The organism is Streptomyces albireticuli (assembly GCF_002192455.1).
Taxonomy (GTDB): domain Bacteria; phylum Actinomycetota; class Actinomycetes; order Streptomycetales; family Streptomycetaceae; genus Streptomyces; species Streptomyces albireticuli_B.
In genome coordinates this window covers 6761869-6784909 of sequence record NZ_CP021744.1, presented here as the reverse complement: position 1 = coordinate 6784909, position 23041 = coordinate 6761869, and the positions used below count along the sequence as shown (strand labels likewise).

Below are 23041 nucleotides of genomic sequence, written 5' to 3'. Positions count from 1 at the left end.
GTGCGCGTAGACCTCTTCCGACAGCACCGACCGAACACCTGACGATGTATGAGGAGTCCCCATGTCCGTACAGCCCCAGTCCCCCGTCCTCGACGTCGAGGAGCTCCGGACCGTCGTGGCCGGCGCGCTGGAACTGCCCGTCGAGGAGGTCACCGACGACGCCCGTTTCAAGGAGGACCTCGACGTCGACTCGCTGATCTCGCTGGAGATAGCGGTCCGCGTGGAGGAGCGCTTCGGCATCCGGATCGACGACGCGGAGCTCGCCGGACTCGGTTCGTTCCGCAGGGTGAGCGAGCTGGTACGGGACCGGGTCGCCGGGCGGTCCGCCGCATGAGCGCGCGGGCCGGCGAGGCGCCCGGACGGCCGGTCGCCCTGGTGACGGGCGGCTCCCGGGGCATCGGCGGCGCCGTCGTCCTGCGGCTGGCCGAGGACGGGTTCGACGTCGCCTTCTGCTACCGCGCGCACTCCGACGCGGCCGACGCCACCGCCAAGGCGGCCGAGGCCGCCGGGGCCCGGGTCCTCGCCCGGCGGGCCGACGTCGCGGACGCCGGCCAGGCCCGCGGCTTCGTCGCCGAGGCGGCGCGGGAGCTGGGGCCGCTGTCGGCCGTCGTCACCTCGGCGGGCATCACCCGGGACCGGCCGCTGCCCCTGATGACCGATCAGGAGTGGCACGAGGTGATCGACACCAACCTCCACGGCACGTACCACGTCTGCCGCGCGGCCGTTTTCCCGATGATGCGGCGGCGCGCGGGGGCGATCGTCACCCTGTCGTCCGTCGCGGGGCTCCACGGCAACGCGGCGCAGGCCAACTACGCCGCGTCGAAGGCCGGGATCATCGGCTTCACCCGCTCCCTCGCGAAGGAGGGCGGCAGGTACGGGGTGCGGGCGAACGTCGTCGCCCCCGGCCTGATCAGCACCGACATGACGGCGGCGCTGCCGGAGGCGGTGACGCGGCGCCACCTCGGGCAGATCCCGCTGGGGCGGGCGGGCCGGGCGGAGGAGGTCGCGGACGTGGTGGCCTTCCTGGTGTCGGCGCGGGCGGGGTACGTGACGGGGCAGGTGGTGGAGGTGAACGGCGGGCTGGGAGGGTAGCGGTGCGCGGGGTCGTGGGCGGGCGGGGCCTCCCCCCTTCCCGCCGCGTGGCAGAGCCCCGGTCACAGCATCCGCTCCGCCAGGTACCGCTGGAACTGCCACAACGGACGTTCCAGGTGGGAGAAGCGCCCGTTCGACGGCGCCGGACGCGAGTTCAGCCCGCGCTGGACGCCACGGATCGCGACCAGGTCCTCCTCCTGGATCAGCGTGAGCTGCCGGCCGACCTCCTCCAGGGAGTCGGCGAAGCCCGGCGCCCGTGCGGCGCCGGGCGGCACCAGCGCGGTCAGCCGGGCGTCATGGCTCGTCGGCCCGGTCGGCAGCCAGCTGATCCAGACCGCGCTGTCGCGCAGGACCGCGAGGACGAACTGCGGGAAGACACCGGCGATCAGCATCCCCGGCTCCTCCTCGCCCTCCGCCGGGGCGGCCTGCCCGGGCGCGGCGGCGAAGGGCGTGAACATCGTGAACCAGCGGCCGTCGCACTCGTCGACCCGCGTGTCCTTCCCCGGCAGGACGGGCTCCAGCGTGGCCGCGTGGGTGCCCATGTGGTGGTAGTTCTCGGAGCCGTTCTCCACCGCCACCTTCCAGTTGGCCGGTACGTCCTCCCAGACGCGGCTGACGACGCTCTCCCAGTCCGCGAGGCCGTAGCCGGCCAGGACCGCGTCCAGGCCGGTGAGCCCGGCGCCTGGAGGGGGCGCCTCGGGATCGAGGCTGAGCAGGACGAAACCGTTCCAGACGGCGAGGCGGTACGCCGGCAGCCGGCAGGAAGCGCGCGCGAACTCGACGCCGTGCATCAGCGGCGCTCCGGCCAGCTGTCCCGCGTACTGCCCGTTCAGCCGGTACGTCCAGGTGTGGTACGGGCAGACGAGCCGCTTCAGGCTGCCCTTCCCGGGGGTGTTCTCGGGCGGCAGGAGGTCCATGAACCGGTGGCGGCACACCCGGGAGAGGGCGTGCGGCTCGCCGTCCTCGTCCCGGGTGATCACCAGGGGCGCGCCGAGCACGTCCAGCCGGAGGTAGTCGCCGGGCTCCGGGATCTCGTCGGCCCGGGCCACGCACAGCCACTCCCGCCGGAAGATCCGCTCGACCTCGCGGCCGTACCACTCGGGTGAGGTGTACGCCTCGGGCGGCAGGGTCTCGCCGCGTTCGAGGGGCAGCGCGGCGAGCCGTCGCAGCTCCGCCAGCAGTGCGGGCAGCGGGGTGCCGGGGTGATGGTCCGTCATGGTGGGGGCCTCGCTCTCTCATCGTGGGGCGGCAGCTGGCGCGGGCGGCCGCGTGCCGAACAGGGGCACGCCGTACCGGCGGGCGCGGAAGCGGCTGTAGAGCAGGGTGACGACGACGACCAGGCCGAGCAGGGCGAGCCCCTTGCCGCGGTTGAGTACGGGAACGGCCTCCACCGGGCAGGTCAGGGCCACGAGCACGCCGATCGCGCAGTCGAGCACCTGGGCACCGCCCCACAGCGCCGTCAGGGCCGTGAGCCCGCGGCGCAGCGCCGGGGAGGTGTGCCAGGCGGCCTCGCGGCCCTCGGCCGCGGCCGGGGTGGACCAGTACTGCGCGAGCTGGAAGGCGAAGGGCCGGGCGGCGAGGAGCGAGCCCAGGATCCAGATCCCGGCGGCCACCGACAGGCTCGCGTCCTTGACCAGGAGCACCCGTGGGGTTCCGCTGAGCAGCGAGGTGACCACGCGGACCGTGAGCATGCCGATCACGAAGAGGTCGAAGCCGTCGGCCTCGCGCCGCCGGGCGAGCGTCCAGAGCACCCGCCCGGCGGGGACCGCGCCGCTGAGGGTGAGGGCCGGCAGCTGGCCGACCCCCTGGGCCCGCAGGCCGTAGAACACGGCGAGCGGGAGGACCACGTTGACGCCGAGGGGGACGGCCAGCGCCCTCCAGACCGGTGGTCCGTCCGCGTGGCCGGTCCGGCCCCCGCGAGCGGGGCTGTGCCGGTGACCGGGGTGGATACGACCTCCCCGGCCCTCACGGCCGTTCGGTGTCGTCATACCCAAAACGGTAGATCTGTCCGGCGAGGGATAAATCGGCGCGCCGGGCGAGATTCCCGCCCGGCGCGCCGCGTCCCACTACATCCTTCGGATGAGCCGGCCCACTCCCCGGATCAGCGGATCACGACGGAGTTGTGCGTCTGGAAGAGCCCGCACCACTCGCTGTACGGCCTGCGGTCACAGGTGTACGGGTCGGTGATGACGCGGCCGGAGTTGTCGGTGTTACGGGCCGGGGTGCCGCCCGGCTTGTGGGCCCAGATGCCACCGGGGTGCAGGCGGTACCAGTGGTAGTCGCGGAAGCCGCCCGGGAAGGTGCCGGTGACCAGCGCGAGGACGTAGCGCAGGGAGCCGGGCGGCTGGCAGTTGCCCCAGACCCGCAGGCCGTCGCGCAGGGCGCCGGTGGCCACCTCGTTGCAGCGCACGGTGCCGGGGATGGTGTAGCCGTGGGCGCGGCCGGGCTGGGCGAAGGTGTTCGTCCGCCGGTTGACCGCGAAGTTGTAGCAGTTGTTGTGCGGCTGGGTGTCGGGGCTGTTCCAGAAGGCCGGGTTGAACGGGGTCACGTCGTAGGCACAGGCGAGCGCCGCCCCGTCGCCCAGCGAGGCTATCTGGCCCTCGGCCTCGACCGGGCCGTTCCCGTCGTCCTCGTCGTGCGGCTCGACGGTGGTCGCGCCGCCCGCGCCCTGCCGCGCGGTGCGCCGGATCTCCTCGCAGACGGACTCCAGGAACTCCTCCGGGTAGCCGGCCGCTCCACCGGCGTCCCCGGTGTCCCCCGGCTCCGAGGGCCCCGCGGCGGTCGGCATGGTGCGCACCAGCCGTTCGGCGATCTCCGCGCCCGCGTAGGGGTCCCGGCCACCGCCGCCGGCGAGCTCGAACCTCGGCGGCAGCCCCGCGGTGTCCAGGTCGTCGGTGAGCTCCACCTGGACGCCCCGGAAGCCCAGCCCGGTGTAGCCGCTGGCCACCTCGGCGACGGCGGCCCGGTTGCGCGCGACGAGCTCCAGCAGCTCGCGCACCTCGTCGGCGTCGTGGATCTCCCACGACGGATTGGGGCGGCCGGAGAAGATATCGACGACCACACGGATTCCCATGGATTTCCCCCTCGCGCAATTCACCGGTCGGGCGGAAAAGCGGAACAGCGGCTGCCGACCGGCGTGGCGGCCGCCGCGAAACACCTCGCTTTCTACTCCCGGCCAACCTGCCGGTCAAGCAGGGTCCGAGGGGAAAATTATTTCTACTCGGGGGCCGAAAAAATCAACAGAAGCATGCATTGACACATGGTGGGCGCCGCTGGGAATGTCCCTTGCACAAGGGCGCGCCGCGAGGCGTATTCGAGGCGATCGGGGGGTTCGTCAGGATGCCGTCAGCCACGGGAGACCCCACCGCCGGCCCGGCGGTACCGAAAGCGTCCGGGATATCCGGAACAGAATTCTCCGATTCACCGGTGGCGGCCGCGGAAACCCCGGAATCCGGCGCGCTCCCCGGGGCGCCGGCGGTCGCCCCGCACCCCGTGCACGGCCGCTACCGCGGCGGCTCCGGCACCCGGCGGCTGGAACTGCGGGTGGACGTCGACGGCGCCCGGCCGCTCGGAAAGGTGAGCGGCGACTTCTTCGGCACCAGCGGCGCCACCACCGCCTACGCGGGCTCCTTCGTCGTCCACGCCCCGGCCGTCACCTGGTCGCCGTCCGAGGTGGTGATCGAGGGCGAGGGGACCTTCACCGCGCCGGTGGCCTTCCCGGTCGTGCGCGTGACCGTCCCCCGGCAGCCGTCCGACCGGCCGCCGGCCGCCGCGGAGGTGCGGTTCGCCCGGGCCACGGGAGCGCCGGGCACCGTCTACAGCTGCGCGTACGAGTCGCCGTTCTTCCGCACCGTCGAGTGGGAGCAGGACTCGGTGGCGGGCAAGGCCCCCTTCGTGTCGTACGACACCGGGTCCCTGCCGCGGCCCGCGGGCAGCCCGCCGCGCCTGCTGACGGTGCCGGGGGCGTACGCCGAGGCGGGCGTCGAACTGCGGGTGTCCGGCGGCGCGAACGTCGTGGCCGACAGCCCCGACGGCTGGACCGACCGCGAACTCCACGCCGCGATGCAGAGCCGCTTCAGCATGTGGCGGAATGCTCCGCAGTGGAAGGTATGGCTGCTGGTGGCCGGGAGTTACGCGGAAATGGCGGGTGTGCGCGGCATCATGTTCGACGCCCGGGACGCTTTCCAGCGGCAGGGCTGCGCGGTGTTCCACGACCAGATCCAGGGTGCCGACGCCGCCTCCCGGCGCGCACAGCTGCGCACATATGTCCACGAGCTCGGCCATTCCTTCAACCTGCTGCACTCCTGGCAGAAGAACCTCGCCCGCCCCCCGGCACCGCTCGGCCCGAACGGCGGTCTGGGAGACCTCTCCTGGATGAACTATCCGCAGAACTACGACCCCGGCTCCGGTGACCCCTCGGGCACCGCCGCCTATTGGGCGGCTTTCCCCTTCCAGTTCACCCCGGAGGAAATCCTGCACCTGCGGCACGGCTTCTACCGGAATGTGGTCATGGGGGCGAGCCCCTTCACCACGGGCTCCGCCGACGCCGAACTCTTCGCACCGCCCCTGGCCGACGAGTCGGGGCTCCGGCTGACCCTGCGGGCCAGGAGCGCCTTCGCCTACGGCGAGCCGGTCGTCGTGGAACTGGAGCTCGCCACGACCGACCCGCGCGGCCGCTCCACCCACGCCTTCCTCCACCCGGACGACGACATGACGGACGTCCTCATCCGGCAGCCCTCCGGGCGGACCGTGCTCCACCGGCCGCTGCTGCGCCGCTGCGTCGACGAGCGCCGTACGGTGCGCCTCGACGCGGACCGGCCCTCGGTCCGCACCAGCGCGTACATCGGCTACGGCCAGGACGGGCACCACTTCGCGCAGCCGGGCACCTACCTGCTGCGCGCCCGTCACGTCGCGTCGGACGGCTCCCGGGTCGTCTCGCCCGCCCTGCGGATCGTCGTCAGGCACCCGCTGTCCGAGGCCGACGAACACGTCGCCGAGCTGATGACGGGAGAGGAGCAGGGCGCGCTCCTCGCGCTGCGCGGCTCCGACGCGCCCTCGCTGCGGGCCGGCAACGACGCGTTCGACGAGGTCGTCGAGCGCTATCCGCGGCACCGGCTGGCCGTCCACGCCCGGCTGGTGAAAGGGCTCAACGCGGAGAGCGAGTTCAAGAGCATCGCCCCCGGCGGTACGGGGGTGAGCGTGCGTCCGGCCGACGCCGCGGAGGGCGTCCGGCAGTTGTCACCGGTGGTGGAGGCCTCCCTGCGGGGGCGGGGCGTCGACGACATCACCCTGGACCTCGCGATGCGGCGCCTCGCCCGCGCCCACGCCCGCCTCGGCGAACTCGACCGGTCCGGCGCCGTGCTCGACCGGGCCGTGCGGCACTTCTCCCCGGCGGCGTACCGGCCGCACGTGGTGGACGCCGTCCACGGCCGGCTGGAGGCCACCCGGGCGGAACTGACCGCGGAGTTCGGCACATGAGCCACGAGAGACGCCGAGTCGGGCGCCCCGGCGCGCCCGGCCCAACCGGCACGCCCGGCACGCCTCGCGCGTGACGGGCATTCCGGAACGGCGGGCCGGTCCGCACCCCCGGCGGCCGGCCCGCCGCCTCCGGACGGGCGTCCCCACGAACGGGCCGGCCGTCCGCGCGCCGTGAGCGCGCGGGCGGCCGGCCTCAGCCCTGTCCCCGCTCCCCCGGCCCGGCTCAGCCGTCCACCGCCAGCCGGTACCCCCGCTTCGGGACGGTGCGCACCAGGCCCGCGTACGCGCCGAGCCCGTGCCGCAGCCTGGCCACGGCGGCCTCGACGGCGTGCTCGTCCGGCGGCGAGTCCGCCCATACCCGGCGCAGCAGATCGGGGCGGCTGAGCACCCGGCCCGGCCGCTCGGCCAGGGCGTGCAGGAGCGCGGCCGGCACCGGCGGCAGCCAGATGCTCTCGCCCCCGACCAGGAGCGCGCTGCCCTGGAGGGCCATGTCCCGGCCGCCGGCCCGCAGTTCCCGCCGGCCCCGGGCGGGCAGGGTCTCGGTGAGCGTACGGACCAGGGCGCCGAGCCTGCCGCGCTCCGGCCGGACGGCCGGCACCCCGAGGTCCTCCAGCGGCCGGGCGCACAGCGGTCCGACACACACCGGCACCACAGCCCCGCGCAGCGCGGTGAGCACCTCCTCGCGCAGGCCCGCCACGCGCGCGGCCTCCAGGAAGTATCCGATCGCCGGGGCGCTGGTGAAGGTCAGGGCGTGCACCTCGCGGCGGGCCGTCTGCTCGGCCAGGCGGCGCACCGCCTCGGGGTCGGGCGGCGGCGCCCACCGGTAGACCCGCACCTCTATCACCTGGGCGCCGTGGTCGCGGAGCGCGGCGGCGAAGCCGTCGGCGGGCGCGCCGTGCTCCTGCACGGCTATCCGGCGGCCGCGCACGCCCCGGGCGAGCATCCAGGACAGCAGTTCGTCGCAGCCCTCGGTGCGGGGCGACCAGGTCTCCGCCAGTCCGCTGGCCCGTACGGCGCCGGTGGCCTTGGGGCCCCGGCTGAGCACCGTCGCGGCCCGGCACAGCTCGGCCAGGCGGGCCCCGTGCCCCCAGCCCTCGGCGGCGCTCATCCAGCCGCGCCAGCCGACGCCGGTCGTCGCCACCACGTAGTCGAGCGGCCGGGTGAGGCACGCCTCGGTGGCGCGGCGCAGGGCCACGTCGTCCTCCGTGGGGACGATCCGCATGGCGGGTGCCCCAGTGACCCGGGCGCCCCGGCGTTCGAGCAGTGCTGTCAGTTCGTCGCGGCGCCGGTCGGCGGTCACCCCGATCACGAAGCCCGTCAGTGGACCGGCCTCTGCGGTGGTGGCGCCTGTTCCCATGCACCGCATCGTCCGCCCGTACGGTTTCGGCCTCGTTGCGCCCCCGTCACACGAGGGTTAGCGAAACCCCGGCCGGCGTTACGAAGGATGTCGTACCGCCCACGCCCGTCCGGCCGGTGTGTGAGCGGTGTGTTCCGTGCCGGCAACACCGCCGAATCGGCCATGACACGGACGGCGGCGACGCTCTTGGGCATGACGACCACCGACACCCACTGCCCGTACTGCTCGCTCCAGTGCGGGATGCGGCTGCGCACCACGGACGCCGGCGCGGCCCCGGTCGAGGTCCTGGAGCGGCCGGAGTTCCCGGTGAACCTGGGGGCGCTGTGCGGCAAGGGGCGGACGGCCGCGGCGGTGCTGCGGCCGGGCGTCCGGCTGGTGGAGCCGCTGGTGCGCGACGTACGGGGCGGTGAGCCGCGGCCCGCGTCCTGGGACGAGGCGCTGGACCGGGTCGCCGCGGGCCTGGCCGCCGCGCGGGACCGGTACGGGCGGGACGCCGTGGGGGTGTTCGGCGGGGGCGGGCTGACGAACGAGAAGGCGTATCTGCTGGGCAAGTTCGCCCGGGTGGCGCTGCGGACGGCGAACATCGACTACAACGGCCGGTTCTGCATGTCGTCCGCGGCGGCCGCGCACCGGCGGGCGTTCGGCCTCGACCGGGGCCTGCCCTTCCCGATGGCGGACATCGCCCGCACGGGCTGTGTGATCCTGGTCGGTTCGAACCCGGCCGAGACGATGCCGCCGGCGCTGCGCTACTTCCGCGAGCTGCGGGAGAACGGCGGCAGGCTGATCGTCGTCGACCCGCGCCGGACCCGGACGGCCGAGCTGGCCGATCTGCACCTCCAGCCGCTGCCGGGCGGCGATCTGGCGCTCGCCCTGGGGCTGCTGCACCTGGTCGTCGCGGACGGGCACCTGGACGAGGAGTTCATCGCCCGGCGCACGACGGGTTTCGCGGCGGCCCGGGCCGCGGCGATGGCGCACTGGCCGGAGCGGGTGGAACGGCTGACGGGGGTGCCGGCGGCGGCGCTGTCCGCCGCCGTGGAGATGTTCACGGCCGCCCCGGACGGCATGGTGCTGACCGCCCGGGGCCCCGAGCAGCACAGCAAGGGCACGGACACCGTCGGCGCGTGGATCAACCTGTGCCTGGCGACCGGCAGGTCGGGGCGGCCGCTGTCCGGATACGGCTGCCTCACCGGGCAGGGCAACGGCCAGGGCGGGCGGGAGCACGGCCAGAAGGCCGACCAGCTGCCCGGGTACCGCTCGATCGAGGACCCGGCGGCCCGCTCCCACGTCGCCTCGGTGTGGGGCGTGGACCCCGGTGACCTGCCGGGTCCCGGCCGGTCGGCCTACGAGCTGCTGGACCGCCTCGGCCGGGCGGACGGGGTGCGGGCCCTGCTGGTGATGGGCTCCAACCCGGTGGTGTCCGCGCCCCGCGCGGCGCATGTGACCGAGCGGCTGGGGGCGCTGGACCTCCTCGTCGTCGCCGACCCGGTGCTCTCCGAGACCGCCCGGCTGGCCGACGTCGTCCTGCCGTCCACCCAGTGGGCGGAGGAGACCGGCACCCTCACCAACCTGGAGGGCCGGGTGATCCTGCGCCGGCGGGCCGTCGACGCGCCGCCGGGCGTCCGCGACGACCTCGCGGTGCTGGGCGCGCTGGCCGGGAGGCTGGGGGTGCCGGAGGGCTTCCCGGCGGACCCGGAGGAGGTGTTCGAGGAGCTGCGGCGGGCCTCGGCGGGCGGCCCGGCGGACTACGCGGGCATCAGCTACGGCCGGATCGGCGCCGAGGACGGGGTGTTCTGGCCCTGCCCGGACGAGGCGCACCCGGGCACGCCCCGGATGTTCCTGGACCGCTTCGCCACCCCGGACGGCCGGGCGCGGTTCGCCGCCGTGTCGCACCGCCCGGCGGCGGAGGAGCCGGACGCGGACTTCCCGCTGTTCCTGACGACGGGCCGGGTGGTGGGGCAGTACCAGAGCGGGGCGCAGACCCGCCGCGTCGAGGAGCTCGACAAGGCCGCGCCCGGCCCGTTCGTGGAGCTGCACCCCGCCCTCGCCGGGCGGCTCGGGGTGGCGGAGGGTCAGTTGCTGACCGTCAGCAGCCGGCGCGGGCGGGCGGTGGCCCCGGCCCGGGTGACCGACGCCATCCGGCCGGACACGGTCTTCATGCCGTTCCACTGGGGCGGCGAGGGGCGGGCCAACTCGGTCACCAACCCGGCCCTCGACCCGGTGTCGGGGATGCCCGAGTTCAAGGTGTGCGCGGTGCGCGTGGAGCCGGCCGCCGCGGAGGCGGACCGGTGAGGCGCGACCGCGACCCCGCTGCGGGCGCCGTCGCCGTGGTGGGCACGGGCATGGCCGCCGCCCGCTTCGCCGAGCGGTTCCACGCCCTGGGCGGCCGGGGCGAGGTGACCCTCTACGGCGCCGAACCGGCCGCCCCGTACAACAGGGTGCTGCTCACGGACGTGCTCACCGGGCGGTACGGCGCGGAGGCGCTGACCCTGCCGTACGGGGCGGCGGTCGCCCGGACCGGTTGCGAGGTCACCGCCGTGGACCCGGGCGCCCGCGTCCTGCGCCTGGCGGACGGCACGCGCGCGGCGTACGACGCGCTGGTGCTGGCCACCGGGGCCGAGCCGGTCCTGCCGCCGGTGCGCGGCCTGCGCGGCCCGGACGGTTCCCTGCGGGAGGGCGTGCACGTCTTCCGCACCCTCGACGACTGCCGGCGGCTGGCCGGGGCCGCGGCGTCCGCGGAGCGCGCGGTCGTCATCGGCGGCGGGGTGCTCGGGGTGAGCGCGGCCCGCGCGCTGACGGTGCCGGGCCGCGGGCGACGGCTCCCCGGCGGGCTGCCCGTGGAGATCGTCCAGTTGGCACCGCACCTGGCCGAAAGGCACCTCGACGCGCAGGCCGCCGCGCTGCTGCGGCACGGGCTCGCCGCGCTGGGCGTCGCGGTCAGCGCCGGCAGCCGGGCCCGCGCCCTGCGCGGCACCGGCCGGGTCACCGGCGTGGAACTGGCCTGCGGCCGCGTGCTGGACGCGGACCTGGTGGTGCTGGCCTGCGGGGTGCGGCCGCGCACCGGCCCGGCCCGCGCGGCCGGCCTGCCGGTCCGCACCGGGGTCGTGGTCGACGACGCCCTGGCCTGCGCGCCGGGCGTGTACGCGATCGGCGACTGCGCCGAGCACCGGGGCGTCGCGCACGGCACGGCCCTGGCCGCCTGGGACCAGGCCGACGTGCTGGCGGCGCGGCTCTCGGGCGCCGATCCGGGCGCGGTGTACCGCGGTTCGCGCCCGCTGGCCCGGCTGACGGCCGGCCCCTGGAGTACGCGGCGTTCGGCGAGACCGGGGGTGAGGGCCCGGGGCTCGACGTGCTCCGGCTGGCCGACGCCACCCGCGGCGCGTACCGGAAGCTCGTGCTGCGCGGCGACCGGCTCGTCGGCGGCATCCTCCTGGGCGACCCGGCCGCGGCCTGCGCCCTCTCCCGGGTCTACGAGCGGGACGACCCGCTGCCCGTGGACCCCCTTTCCCTGCTGATCACCCGAGGAGCGTCCCGATGACGACGAAGGAGCTGGTCCTGGTCGGCCACGGCATGGTCGGCCAGCGCTTCCTGGAAGCCCTGGCCGAACGGACCGGACGGACCGGACGGACCGACGGGGCCGACGGGGCCGACGGGGCCGACGGGGCCGGGCGCACCGCCGGATGGCGGGTGACCGTGCTCGCCGAGGAACCCCGGCCCGCCTACGACCGCGTCCAGCTGACCTCGTGGTTCTCGGGGACCTCCGCCGAGGAGCTCGCCCTGTGCCCCGAGGGGTTCATGGCGGACCACGGCATCGAGCTGCGGCTGGCCGAGCCCGCCGCCGCCGTCGACCGGGCCGCCCGGACGGTCACCACCGCCGCCGGGCACCGGCTGCCCTACGACGCGCTGGTGCTGGCCACCGGCTCGTACGCCTTCGTGCCGCCGGTGCCGGGGCACGACGCCCCCGGCACCCACGTCTACCGGACCCTGGAGGACCTGGAGGCGATCCGGGCCGACGCCACCGGCGCCCGGGTGGGCGTCGTCATCGGCGGCGGGCTGCTCGGCCTGGAGGCGGCCGGCGCGCTGCGGGCCATGGGGCTGGAGACCCATGTGGTGGAGTTCGCCCCACGGCTGATGGCCCTCCAGGTGGACGAGGGCGGCGGCGCGGTCCTGCGCCGCAAGATCGAGGAACTGGGCGTCGTCGTGCACACCGGTGCCGGCGCCGGGCGGATCGACACCGGGGACGACGGCCGGGTGCGCGGCCTGACGCTGTCCGACGGCACGGAGCTGGCCGCCGGTCTGGTGGTCTTCTCCGCGGGGGTGCGCCCGCGCGACGAACTGGCCCGCGCCTGCGGGCTGCCCGTGGGCGAGCGCGGCGGGATCGTCGTCGACGAGCGGTGCCGCACCGCCGACCCCGCCGTCCTGGCCATCGGCGAGTGCGCGCTGGCCGCCGACGGCCGCGTGTACGGGCTCGTCGCCCCGGGTTACGCGATGGCCGAGGCCGCCGCCCGCGAACTCACGGGCGCCGAGGGCTCCTTCACCGGGGCCGACACCTCCACCAAGCTCAAGCTGCTGGGCGTGGACGTGGCCAGCTTCGGCGACGCGCACGGCACCACCGAGGGCGCGCTCGACGTCCTGTACTCCAGCAGCCGCGAGGGCGTGTACAAGAAGCTGGTGATCGGCGCCGACGGCGCCCTGCTCGGCGGGGTGCTGGTCGGGGACACCGAGGCGTACGGGACGCTGCGCCCGCTGGCCGTCAGCGGCACCCCGCTGACCACACCGCCCGAGCGGCTGGTGCTGCCCGCCGCGAGCGCCCCGGCCGGGCCGGTGACGCTGCCCGACGAGGCGGTCGTGTGCTCCTGCCACCACGTGAGCAAGGGCGAGGTCAGGGCGGCCGTGCGGGACCGGGGCCGCGCGTCCGTCCCGGAGGTCAAGAAGTGCACCAGGGCGGGCACGGGCTGCGGCAGTTGCGTGCGGCTGCTGGAGACCGTGGTCGCCGAGGAGCTGGCGGCGGGCGGCATGGAGACCTCCCGGGGGCTGTGCGAGCACTTCGCGCTCACCCGCGCCGAGCTGTACGAGATCGTCCGGGTGAAGGGCATCACCGGCTTCTCCCGGCTGGTCGACGAGCACGGCACCGGCGAGGGCTGCGACGTCTGCAAGCCCGTCGTCGCCTCGATCCTCGCGAGCCTCGGCAACGGCCACATCCTGGACGGCGAGCAGGCCGCCCTCCAGGACACCAACGACCACTTCCTGGCCAACCTCCAGCGCAACGGCTCGTACTCGGTCGTGCCCCGGGTGCCGGGCGGTGAGATCAGCCCCGAGGGTCTGATCGTCATCGGGGAGATCGCCCGTGACTTCCGGCTCTACACGAAGATCACCGGCGGTCAGCGGATCGACCTCTTCGGCGCCCGGGTGGACGAGCTGCCGCTGATCTGGAGGCGCCTGGTGGACGCCGGCTTCGAGTCCGGGCACGCCTACGGCAAGGCCCTGCGCACCGTGAAGTCCTGCGTCGGCGAGACCTGGTGCCGCTACGGGGTGCAGGACTCGGTGTCCCTCGCCATCGAGCTGGAGCTGCGCTACCGGGGCCTGCGCGCCCCGCACAAGCTGAAGTCCGCGGTGTCCGGCTGCGCCCGGGAGTGCGCCGAGGCGCGGAGCAAGGACTTCGGGGTGATCGCCACCTCGGCGGGGTGGAACCTCTACGTCGGCGGCAACGGCGGCACGGCGCCGCGCCACGCCGATCTGCTCGCCGCCGACCTCGACCGGGAGACCCTGATCCGCACGATCGACCGGTTCCTGATGTTCTACATCCGCACCGCCGACCGGCTGGAGCGCACCGCCCCCTGGCTGGAGCGCCTGGAGGGCGGCCTGGACCATCTGCGGGCGGTCGTCATGGACGACGCGCTGGGCATCTGCGCCGACCTGGACGAGCTGATGGCCCGCCACATCGAGACGTACGAGGACGAGTGGGCGGCCACGCTGGCCGACCCCGACCGGCTGCGCCGCTTCGCCTCCTTCGCCAACGCCCCCGGCACCCCCGACCCGACCGTCCGCTTCGTCCCCGAGCGGGACCAGATCCGCCCCGCCCCGCCGGTGGTCGCCGGCGCCACCCTGGAGGTACGTACGCGATGACCGTGGAGATCCACGACGGGACGGGCTGGCGGCCCGTCTGCGACTGGGAGGCGCTCGTCCCCGGGCGGGGCGTGGCGGTGCTGGTCGGCGAGGAGCAGGTGGCCGTCTTCCGGGACCGCGGCGGCGCGGTGTACGCCGTCGGCAACCGCGATCCGTTCAGCGGGGCGTTCGTCCTCTCGCGCGGCATCCTCGGCAGCCGGGAGGGCGTGCCGGTGGTGTGCTCCCCCATGTACAAGCAGGCCTTCGACCTGCGGACGGGCAGCTGCCTGGACGAGCCGACCGCCCCGGACGGGAGCGCGGCGGAGGTGCCGGTCTGGCCGGTGCGCAGGAAGGCGGAGGGCGACGGGAAGGGGACCGGCGACCAGACGGGGGACGGCTCCGCGCGCGCGGTGCCCGGCGGGCGCCGGCGGCACGACATCGACGACTGGCGGCCGGAGGACCCGGGCTTCTGGCGGGAGACCGGTGCCCGCGTGGCCCGCCGCAACCTCGCCCTCTCCGTGCTCTCCGAGCACATCGGCTTCTCGGTGTGGAGCCTGTGGTCGGTGCTGGTCCTCTTCCTGGGGCCGGAGTACGGGATCGACGCGGCCGGGAAGTTCCTGCTCACCGCCCTGCCGACGGCGCTGGGCGCGGTCCTGCGGCTGCCGTACACCTTCGCGGTGGCCGTGTTCGGCGGCCGGAACTGGACGGTCGTCAGCGCGCTCCTGCTGCTGGTCCCCACCGTCCTGGCCGGGGTCGTGCTCGAACCGGGCGTCTCCTACGGCACGCTCCTGGCGGTGGCGTGCGTCGCGGGGGTGGGCGGCGGCAACTTCGCCTCCTCGATGGCGAACATCAACGCGTTCTACCCGCAGCGCCTGAAGGGCTGGGCGCTCGGCCTCAACGCCGGCGGCGGCAATCTCGGGGTCCCGGCGGTGCAGCTCGCCGGCCTGCTGCTGATGGCCGTGGCGGGCACGGGCAGCCCGCGGCTGCTGCCGCTCGTCTACATCCCGCTGATCGCCCTCGCGGCCCTGGCCGCGGCGCTGCGGATGGACAACCTCACCGCGCTGCGCAGCGACCGGCGGGCCATGCGCGACGTCTGCCGCGAGCCGCACACCTGGATCATGTCGGTGCTCTACATCGGCACGTTCGGCTCGTTCATCGGCTTCGGCTTCGCCTTCGGGCAGGTGCTCCAGGTGCAGTTCCACGACCACTTCGACACCCCGGTGAAGGCCGCGGGCGTCACCTTCCTCGGACCGCTGCTCGGCTCGCTGGTGCGCCCGGTGGGCGGGCTGATGGCCGACCGCTGGGGCGGGGCGAGGGTGACGGTGTGGATCTACGCGGCGATGGCGGCGGGCGCGGCGGCGGTGCTGGCCGCGTCACGGCGGGGCTCGCTGCCGCTGTTCGTCACCGGGTTCGTGGCGCTGTTCGTGCTCAGCGGGATCGGCAACGGCTCGACGTACAAGATGATTCCGGCGATCTTCCGGGCCAAGGCCGGGGCGGAGGTGGCGTCCGGCGCGGATCCGGAGGCGGCCGAGCAGCGGTCGCGGCGCCGCGCCTCGGCGCTGATCGGCATCGCGGGTGCGGTCGGCGCCTTCGGCGGCGTCCTCGTCAACATCGCCTTCCGCCAGTCCTTCCTGGCCTCGGGCAACGGCGAGGCGGCCTACCTGGCCTTCCTCGCCGCGTACGCGGTCTGCCTGGTGCTGACGTGGGCGGTCTATCTGCGGCCGTCGGACCGGCGGCTGCCGGGGGTCTGACGGAGGGTGCCGCCGGGGCCCCGGGCGTCAGAGCAGCGGGCGGCGCCCGTCGTGCCGCTGGAAGTAGTCCCGCAGGGCCGCGAGCTGGGGCGGTGCGACACCCGGGGCGAGGACGCCGAGGCGGATCTGCGGGTGCGCGAGGCGGGCGAGCTCGAAGGCGCGGACGAGGGCGCCGGGGTCCTCGGGGGCGGGTGCCGCGGCGGCGAAGTCGGTCCACCAGACGGGCTTGTCGCCGTCGCGGTACGCGCGCATCGCCTCGGCCACGGCCGGGAAGTTGGCCACCTGCCCGATGCCGGGGGGCGCCCCGGGGTCCTGGCGGGGGCGGAGGGCCAGCACGTCGAAGTGGTCGCGGGCGCCCGCGGCGTAGACGTCACGGACGAAGCGGTGGTCGGTGTGGCGGGGGCCGCCGAGCACCACCACGGCCCCGGGGTGTCCCGCCTTCAGGCCGGCCGAGCAGGCGCGCAGGAGGGCGGCGTAGCGCGCGGCCCGCTCGCCGGGATCGGTGACGCCGGTGGTGCCGGGGAGGTTGGGCTCGTGCCACACCTCCCAGGCGCGGACGCGGTCGCCGTAGGTGGAGCCCAGCCATTCCGCCCAGGGGCGGACGGCCTCGGGGTCCTCGGGGAAGCGCGCGGCGGGGTCGCGGGAGGCGGCGCCGGGGCGTGCCCAGGCCGGTGAGTCGTGGAGAGTGACGAGGACGCCGAAGCCGCGCTCCGCCGCCGCGTCGAGCACGGCGCCGAGGCGTCTGTTGTAGGGGTGGCCGGCGCGCGCCCGGCCGCGCCTGCGCTCGCTCTTGGGCCAGGACACGTCCACGCGGACGAGGCCGACCCCGTAGGCGCGCAGGGTGTCGAGGTGACGGTGGAAGGCGGACCGCGGCCGGCCGCCGCGCCAGTAGCCCCTGCCGGTCCCGGGGAAGCGTGCCCCGAGCGCGGGCGGCAGGGGATCGGCCGCGAGAGCCGGTGCGCCCGTGGGGGTGGTCGTGGCGAGAGCCGCTCCGGCGGCCGAGACGACGAAGGTACGGCGACGCATGCGGAGCAGCCTGGCACCGGCGGCCGCCGGTTCCGGCGCTCCGGAGCGGGTGTCACCCGTACAGGTGGAACGGGCGGGAGCGTGAAGCCCGTCGCGGGCGCGCGGAGCGCGGGCGCGGGGGCCCGGCCCGCCGGGCGCCGGTCGCCGTGACGGCCGCGCCGGCCCCCAAGAGCGGGCAAAGAGAGCGTCTCGCCGACGCCAAGGGGAGCGACTACCGGACAGGAGCGGTCCGGCCCGTCCGCTCACCGGTGGGCGAACCTCTTTACGCGTCCCTCCTGTTGACAGGGGTCACTCGCCCTTCCGTCCGTGGGGACGGAAGGGCGAGTGAGCCGTCCGGGCGCGCGACCGGATGTCGCCCTTGAACGCCGCCCGGCCCTCTGGTGACACTGAGGTCAATTGACATGGACGCGACCATTTCATCGGCCGTCGCGCCGTGCCCCCACCTCACGCACGACCTCCACGCCCGACATCGATGTCGGGCACTCCCCCACAGGAGGCACGAGTGAACCGTTCCCGCACCCCTGCCCGCCGCGCGGCCCTGGCCGCCGCTGCCGCCACCGTCCTGACCGCGACCGCGCTCACCCTGCCGAGCGCCCACGCCTCCCCCGGCCCGGCCACGCTCTCCGCCGGGAGCGCGGGCCGGCTCGCGCGGGACCTCACCGCGAGCCTGCCGGCGGCGGACACGGCCGGCGCGTACTACGACGCCGCGGCCCGCACCCTGGTCGTCGGCGTCCTCGACCGGGCGACCGCCGCGAAGGTCCGCGCCGCCGGGGCCGAGGCCCGGCTCGTCCGGCACTCGGCCACCGAGCTCGCGGCGGCCCGGAGCACCCTGAAGGAGCGCGCCGCGATACCCGGCACCGCCTGGTCGGTCGACCCGCGCCGCAACAAGGTCGTGGTCACCGCCGACAGCACGGTCGGGGGCGCCCGGCTGGCCCGGCTGGAGAAGGTCGTCGCGGGCCTGGGCGACAGGGCCGCGCTCAGAAGGACGTCCGGGACCTTCCGCCCGTACCTCATGGGCGGCGACGCCATCTGGGGCAGCGGGGTGCGCTGCTCGCTCGGCTTCAACATCACCAAGGGCGGGAAGCCGTACTTCCTCACCGCCGGACACTGCGGCAACGCCTCGGCGCAGTGGTCCGCCACCCAGGGCGGCCCCGTGATCGGGGTGACCGAGCAGTCGTCCTTCCCCGGCCACGACTACGCCCTCGTGCGCTACACCGCCTCCGTCGCCCACCCCAGCGCCGTCAATCTGTACAACGGCGGGAGCCAGCAGATCACCCGGGCCGCGGAGGCGACGGTCGGCGAGCCGGTGCGGCGCAGCGGCAGCACCACCGGCGTCAGCGGCGGCGAGGTGACCGGCCTCGACGCGACCGTCAACTACGAGGAGGGCCAGGTCGACGGTCTGATCGACACCACGGTCTGCGCCGAGCCGGGCGACAGCGGCGGCGCGCTCTTCGACGGCGGGACCGCGCTCGGGCTCACCTCGGGCGGCAGCGGTGACTGCTCGTCCGGCGGCGAGACGTTCTTCCAGCCGGTGACGGACGCCCTCCGGGCCTTCGGGGCACAGCTCCCGTGACCCCTCGGGGCTCCGTGCCGCCCCGGGGAACGGGCGCGGCCCCCGGCGCTCCTCACGGAGAGCCGGGGGCCGCGCCGTGGCGTGGCACCGTACGGGCCGTCAGTTGACGCGGCCGTACCAGACGCCGCTGCTCCAGATCTTCTCCATGCGGACGGACGCGCCCGGCTTGGGCGAGTGCCAGATCTTGTTGTCGCCGGCGTAGATGCCCACGTGGTAGACGTTGCTGCCGGAGTGGAAGAAGACGAGGTCGCCGACCTGGCGGGAGCCCGCCGAGAGGTGACGGGTCTTGTTGTACTGCTGGGCGGCGGTGCGCGGGAGCGTCTTGCCGGCCTTCTTGAAGGAGTAGAGCGTCAGGCCCGAGCAGTCGAACCGGTTGGGGCCGGCCGCGCCGTACTGGTAGGGCGAGCCCTTCTTGGAGGCCGCGACCTTCACGGCGGTCTGACCGGGCGTCGCGGCCTGGGCCTCGGATCCCACACCGGGCAGGAGCATCGACGCGGTCACGGTGGCCGCGGTGAGGACGGACGCGGCCACGGCCCGGGACTTGAGCGCCGGTATGCCAGGAATCGCAGACATGACAAAACCCTTCGTCATCCGCCTGCGAAAGATGACCTGTCGGGTTCGGGCTGTCGAAGTTGCCCGGTCACCTGAGTGACTTCACCCCAAGGACCACCGCCATCGTGGTCCGCCGTGCTTGGGTCTCCCGCTCCTGCCGATCCTTTTCGATCTGTCCGCACCCGGTACGGCGGCAGGACTCGGCGTCCGCCCGGGTCGCCCGCCTCGGTGACGGGATCTTGTGTTCGATCCAAGATCCTGCATCACGGAATGCCGGAATCCGGCGCCGGGAGGGGTTTCTGTGAACTTCTTCACTTCACGGCCATTCAGGGAACCGGGGTATGTTTTCGCACCACACGGACCTCGTAAATCCTTTTCTCGCAAGGAAGTTGCCGAGATGCCCGGAGACCGAAATCGCGTCACCCGACGCACCCCGGAGCCGGTATCCGCAGAAGGGTCCGGCGTCTTTGCGACAGAAACCCGGGACGGCCCCCGTGCGCGGTTCGCCGGGAGGGCGCGGGGGTAGCGATACGGCATGCTCACCCTAGGGATCGAGGAGGAGTATCTTCTGCTCGACCCGGCCACCGCGCTGCCCGTACCGATGGCAGAACAGGTCTGTGCGGCGGTGGACCTGGAGCCGGTCGTCCACGAGCGGGAGATTCAGCCGGAACTGTTGCAGGCCCAAGTGGAAGTTGCCACTCCGGTCTGCTCGGATCTGGCGGAGGCGAGCAGGCATCTGCTGCGGCTGCGTCACGCGGTGAGTTCCGCCGCGAAGCGCACCGGGTGCCGCATCGCCGCGAGCGGGACCGCGCCGCGAGCCGGGCTGGCCCCCGTGCCCGTGACGCGCAGTCCCCGCTATCTGGCCATGCACTCCGTGGCACCGCAGCTCGTCGACGAGCAGCTGGTCAACGGGATGCATGTGCATGTCGCCATCCCCGACCGGGAGGTGGGCGTAGGCGTACTCAACCGCGTCCGGCCCTGGCTGCCCGTCCTGGTGGCCATGGCCGCGAACTCCCCCATGTGGCACGGCCAGGACACCGGCTTCGCCAGCTGGCGCACGGTGGTCTACAGCCGCTGGCCGGTCAGCGGCCCGCCCCCGCACTTCACCGATCTCGCCGACTACGAAGAGCGAATCCAGGCGCTGTTCGTCGCCGGCGCGATCACCGACCGGGGGCAGCTCTACTGGCAGGCGAGGCTGTCCGACCGCTACCCCACGATCGAGGTCCGCTGTCTGGACGTCCAGCTGCGGGTCGACGACGCCGTCATGTTCGCCGGGATCGTCCGGGCCCTGGTGGCCACGGCCATCCGGGACGAGAAGACGGGCCCGCTGCTCACCCCCTGCACCCCCGAGCTGCTCAACGCCTCGAACTGGCACGCGGCGCGGTACGGGCTGGACGGCGTGCTGGTGGACCCCGAGGGCAGGCGCCGGGGCGCCGACGCCGTGGTCCTCACCCTTCTCACCCACATAGGACAGGCCCTGGAGGAGTCGGGCGACACCCGGCAGGTGAGCTCCCTGGTCCACCGGCTGCTGCGCCGAGGCACCCCGGCGGACCGGCAACGGCGCGTCCTGGCGTCGGACGGCATCAGGGCGCTCACGGATCTGATCACCGAGCCGTGAGCCGGGCCCGGCGGGCCCGCGCGCACGGGGCTCAGTAGTGCGGATCCTCCTCGATCCGCCCGCCCAGCGCGCGGGCGGTGGCCGGGAGCTCGCGCAGCCGGGTGGTCAGCAGCAGGGCCGCGAGGCCCAGATAGACATAGGTCAGGACGAGGCGCGCGGACTCACCGGGCAGCGCGAACTGCACGGCGAAGAGCACGAAGAGGCAGCCGGCCTGCCACCGCGCGAACCGCAGGTCCAGCAGGACCACGACGGCCAGGACCGTCTGGGCCGCCGTCAGCGCGACCTCGTCCACCTGCCTCGTCACCAGCGGGAGCGCGGCCCCGCCGCCACCGGCGGCGTGGGCCAGGGGCAGGCAGCCCACCAGCAGCGTCCACTGGTTGACCTTGCTGGACAGCAGAGCGCCGAGGCCGTCGCCGGCCCGCAGCCGCCAGGCGAAGACGACGGCGACGAGCAGCTCCGGCGCCTCCGAGGCCAGCGGGGCGAGCCACTGCACCAGCACGAAGCGGTCGATGCCCAGCGAGGCCCCCGCCTCGACCAGGCCGTCGGCGAACGGCTCGGCGCAGGCGAAGACGACGGCCGCCGCGCCGGCGAAGAGCGTCGCCGTGGTCACCCGGCGGGTGGTCCGCGGCAGCGCGGCCAGCCGGGCCGGCACCCCGATCAGCTCCTCCATCTCCCCCGAGGAGCACTTGCCGATGCGGTACAGGTAGTAGCCGTACCAGGGGATCAGCACGAGCGGCACGTACCAGGCGATCTCCCGGGTGAGCGGCATCACGAAGGCGAGCACGGCGGCCACCGCGAGGAAGGCCACGTCGATCCGGCGGTGCGGTTCGAGGGTGATGCCGACCGGCGGCGCGCCCCGGCGGCGCAGGGCGAGCGCCGCGGCGAGGGCGACGAGCGGCCAGCCGACGCCCACGAGGAGCCGGTTGGCGCCGGTCATGTTGGCCGCGGCGTAGGCGGCGTAGGACGGGTCCGACCCCGCGGCGTAGGCGAAGTAGAGGTCCACGGCGTATTCCGGCAGGACCGCGATGAAGGCCAGCAGGGCGAGGGCGAGCGCTCCGGCCATGTCGGCGCGGGCGGTCTCGGCGGCCCACATCAGCAGGAGCGCCGCGGAGAGCACGCCCAGCCCGAAGACGGCCACCGCCCAGCCGGGCGCGAGTCCGGTCCCGCTCAGCCGCACGGCGACGGCGGGCAGCGCGCCGGCACAGGCGGCGCCGATCCGTACGGCGGCCGCCGCGGCCGACGGCACCGCGGTCCGCCGCTCCTCGTCGCCCATACCGCGGATCTATCAGCAGACGGTGCGGGAGGGACGGGGACAGCCCGGCGCGGGTTCCCGCGCCGCCCGTTCGGCCGAGACCGGCACCCCTCGCGCCCCGTGGTCCATAACGTCGCGCGGGGCAGCTGGCGGCGGATGTTCCCCGTCCGCTGCCGGCCCGGACGGTCGGTCAGCGAACGAATGCGGTGCTCCCTTCGCCGCCGTCCCGGCCGGGTCGACGCTGATCAGGTCAGCGGCACCCCCGTGACTGCTGACCCGTACGTAGATCATGCAGCAAGGATGCGATCATTTCTGTCGAGAACTTTTCATTGGAAAAATTCTCCTATGAAATCGGCTTCCTCTGCGGTGCCGGTCGTGATATTAGGGGTGCACCGTGGACAAGGAAGCACTACAGGATCTGCTGCGGGGCCGGCGGGCCCGGATAGCCCCGGAGGACCACGGCCTGGCCCGGCCCTCGCGGCAGGGGCGGCGCGCGCCGGGGCTGACGCAGAGCCAGATCGACCAGCTGCTCCACCGCACCTACGGCACGTTCAACCGGCTGGAGACGGGCGCGTACCCCAACCCGCCCGAGGAGCTGCTGCGCGACGTGGCCCGGCTGCTGGAGTTCACCGAGCAGGAGTGGACGTCGCTGTGGCTGTACGCCGTGCACCGCGACCCGCCGTACCCGCTGCACCAGCGCTCCGGGACGGAGGTGTCGCGGGCGTGGCAGGACGTGGTCGACGGGCTGTCCCACATGGCCTATCTCAACGACCAGTCCTGGCGGGTCCTCGCGCACAACCAGGCGTTCGCCGAGCTGTTCCCCCGGGGCGAGGTGCCGGAGAACACCATGCGCTGGATGGCGCTGCACCCCGAGGCCCGGACGGTCCTCACGGGCTGGCGGGAGCGCTGGGCGCCGATGATCCTGCCGCAGCTGCGGGCCGCCGTGGCCGCGCTGCCGCACGACGAGACCCTCGCCGAGCTGGAGGCGGACATCCTCGCCGACCCGGTGGCCGGCCCGCTGTACGAGGCGGGCGGGCGCGCGTACATCCATCCGGACGGCGACGAACGGCCCCTGCTGCACGCGACGAAGGGGCCCGGCTGGGTGTCGCTGTGCGGCGCGCAGCCCCTGGCCTCGCCCCGGGCCCGCCTGATGGTGCTGGTCTTCCACCCCGGTGAGCGGCCCAGCCCGGCGCCCAGGCCGACGCTCCACGCCGGCTGACGGACCGGCGGCGGTACGGGC

Annotated in this window: 16 protein-coding genes, 2 pseudogenes and 1 riboswitch; of the genes and pseudogenes, 11 read left to right on the top strand and 7 right to left on the bottom strand. The window is 74.7% G+C overall.

Features of this window, described 5'->3' with window-relative positions:
* The first annotated feature begins 61 nt into the window (after positions 1-61).
* Together SMD11_RS29365 and fabG are read left to right on the top strand one after the other, a co-directional pair.
* Complete coding sequence (locus SMD11_RS29365) at positions 62-334, top strand: acyl carrier protein (protein ID WP_087929316.1); 273 nt, start codon at positions 62-64, stop codon at positions 332-334.
* Positions 331-1092, top strand: a complete 762-nt coding sequence (gene fabG / locus SMD11_RS29360) for a 3-oxoacyl-ACP reductase FabG (protein WP_087929315.1) — start codon at positions 331-333, stop codon at positions 1090-1092. Before SMD11_RS29365 ends, fabG begins: the two co-directional genes overlap by 4 nt.
* Positions 1093-1154: 62 nt before the next feature.
* On the opposite strand, the gene SMD11_RS29355 is transcribed toward fabG, so the two are convergent.
* The 3 genes from SMD11_RS29355 to SMD11_RS29345 form a co-directional block, all read right to left on the bottom strand.
* Positions 1155-2309 carry an aromatic ring-hydroxylating oxygenase subunit alpha gene (locus SMD11_RS29355; RefSeq protein WP_087929314.1) on the bottom strand — a complete coding sequence of 385 codons (1155 nt, stop codon included), beginning with the start codon at positions 2307-2309 and terminating at the stop codon, positions 1155-1157.
* Between the two features lie 18 nt (positions 2310-2327).
* A complete protein-coding gene (locus SMD11_RS29350) occupies positions 2328-3080 on the bottom strand; it encodes a VC0807 family protein (protein WP_234366206.1) in 753 nt (250 codons plus the stop codon).
* Positions 3081-3193: 113 nt separating this feature from the next.
* Entirely contained in the window at positions 3194-4165 is a 972-nt protein-coding gene (locus SMD11_RS29345) for a hypothetical protein (protein WP_159395375.1), read from the bottom strand.
* A 353-nt stretch (positions 4166-4518) separates the two neighbouring features.
* Between SMD11_RS29345 and SMD11_RS29340 the strand changes: the two genes are divergently transcribed.
* Complete coding sequence (locus SMD11_RS29340; RefSeq protein WP_087929312.1) at positions 4519-6570, top strand: hypothetical protein; 2052 nt, start codon at positions 4519-4521, stop codon at positions 6568-6570.
* 223 nt (positions 6571-6793) lie between these two features.
* Here the strand turns inward: SMD11_RS29340 and SMD11_RS29335 are convergent, their stop codons facing one another.
* Positions 6794-7927 (bottom strand): uroporphyrinogen-III synthase, encoded by a 1134-nt coding sequence (locus tag SMD11_RS29335; protein WP_087929311.1) that lies wholly within the window; start codon positions 7925-7927, stop codon positions 6794-6796.
* Between the two features lie 192 nt (positions 7928-8119).
* On the opposite strand from SMD11_RS29335, the gene SMD11_RS29330 reads away from it, so the two are divergent.
* The 5 genes and pseudogenes from SMD11_RS29330 to SMD11_RS29315 all read left to right on the top strand — a co-directional run bounded on the left by SMD11_RS29330 (position 8120) and on the right by SMD11_RS29315 (position 15780).
* A complete protein-coding gene (locus SMD11_RS29330; protein ID WP_199843975.1) occupies positions 8120-10216 on the top strand; it encodes a molybdopterin oxidoreductase family protein in 2097 nt (698 codons plus the stop codon).
* A gap of 50 nt (positions 10217-10266) precedes the next feature.
* Positions 10267-11462: pseudogene (locus SMD11_RS37385) on the top strand (NAD(P)/FAD-dependent oxidoreductase).
* The gene (gene nirB / locus SMD11_RS29320; RefSeq protein ID WP_087929310.1) at positions 11459-14050 is read left to right on the top strand and encodes a nitrite reductase large subunit NirB; all 2592 of its coding nucleotides are present in this window, start codon (positions 11459-11461) and stop codon (positions 14048-14050) included. The pseudogene SMD11_RS37385 and the gene nirB overlap by 4 nt, the downstream one beginning before the upstream one ends.
* Positions 14047-14373: pseudogene (gene nirD / locus SMD11_RS36610) on the top strand (nitrite reductase small subunit NirD); the annotation flags it as partial. The gene nirB and the pseudogene nirD, both read left to right, overlap by 4 nt.
* 66 nt (positions 14374-14439) lie before the next feature.
* Entirely contained in the window at positions 14440-15780 is a 1341-nt protein-coding gene (locus SMD11_RS29315) for a nitrate/nitrite transporter (protein WP_234366486.1), read from the top strand.
* A gap of 27 nt (positions 15781-15807) precedes the next feature.
* Here SMD11_RS29315 and SMD11_RS29310 read toward each other — a convergent pair whose 3' ends face one another.
* Positions 15808-16806 (bottom strand): hypothetical protein, encoded by a 999-nt coding sequence (locus tag SMD11_RS29310; protein WP_087929309.1) that lies wholly within the window; start codon positions 16804-16806, stop codon positions 15808-15810.
* Between the two features lie 502 nt (positions 16807-17308).
* On the opposite strand from SMD11_RS29310, the gene SMD11_RS29305 reads away from it, so the two are divergent.
* Positions 17309-18379 (top strand): S1 family peptidase, encoded by a 1071-nt coding sequence (locus SMD11_RS29305; RefSeq protein ID WP_418952490.1) that lies wholly within the window; start codon positions 17309-17311, stop codon positions 18377-18379.
* 99 nt (positions 18380-18478) lie between these two features.
* Here the strand turns inward: SMD11_RS29305 and SMD11_RS29300 are convergent, their stop codons facing one another.
* Complete coding sequence (locus tag SMD11_RS29300; RefSeq protein WP_087929307.1) at positions 18479-18952, bottom strand: C40 family peptidase; 474 nt, start codon at positions 18950-18952, stop codon at positions 18479-18481.
* A 3-nt stretch (positions 18953-18955) separates the two neighbouring features.
* Positions 18956-19134: riboswitch (cyclic di-AMP (ydaO/yuaA leader) on the bottom strand.
* 332 nt (positions 19135-19466) lie between these two features.
* Here SMD11_RS29300 and SMD11_RS29295 point away from each other — a divergent pair.
* On the top strand, positions 19467-20549 hold the full coding sequence (locus SMD11_RS29295) for a carboxylate-amine ligase (RefSeq protein ID WP_087929306.1): 1083 nt from the start codon (positions 19467-19469) through the stop codon (positions 20547-20549).
* Positions 20550-20580: 31 nt separating this feature from the next.
* Here the strand turns inward: SMD11_RS29295 and SMD11_RS29290 are convergent, their stop codons facing one another.
* The gene (locus tag SMD11_RS29290) at positions 20581-21822 is read right to left on the bottom strand and encodes a sodium:proton exchanger (RefSeq protein ID WP_087929305.1); all 1242 of its coding nucleotides are present in this window, start codon (positions 21820-21822) and stop codon (positions 20581-20583) included.
* A 373-nt stretch (positions 21823-22195) separates the two neighbouring features.
* On the opposite strand from SMD11_RS29290, the gene SMD11_RS29285 reads away from it, so the two are divergent.
* Entirely contained in the window at positions 22196-23020 is an 825-nt protein-coding gene (locus tag SMD11_RS29285) for a helix-turn-helix domain-containing protein (protein ID WP_087929304.1), read from the top strand.
* The last annotated feature ends 21 nt before the right edge of the window (positions 23021-23041 follow it).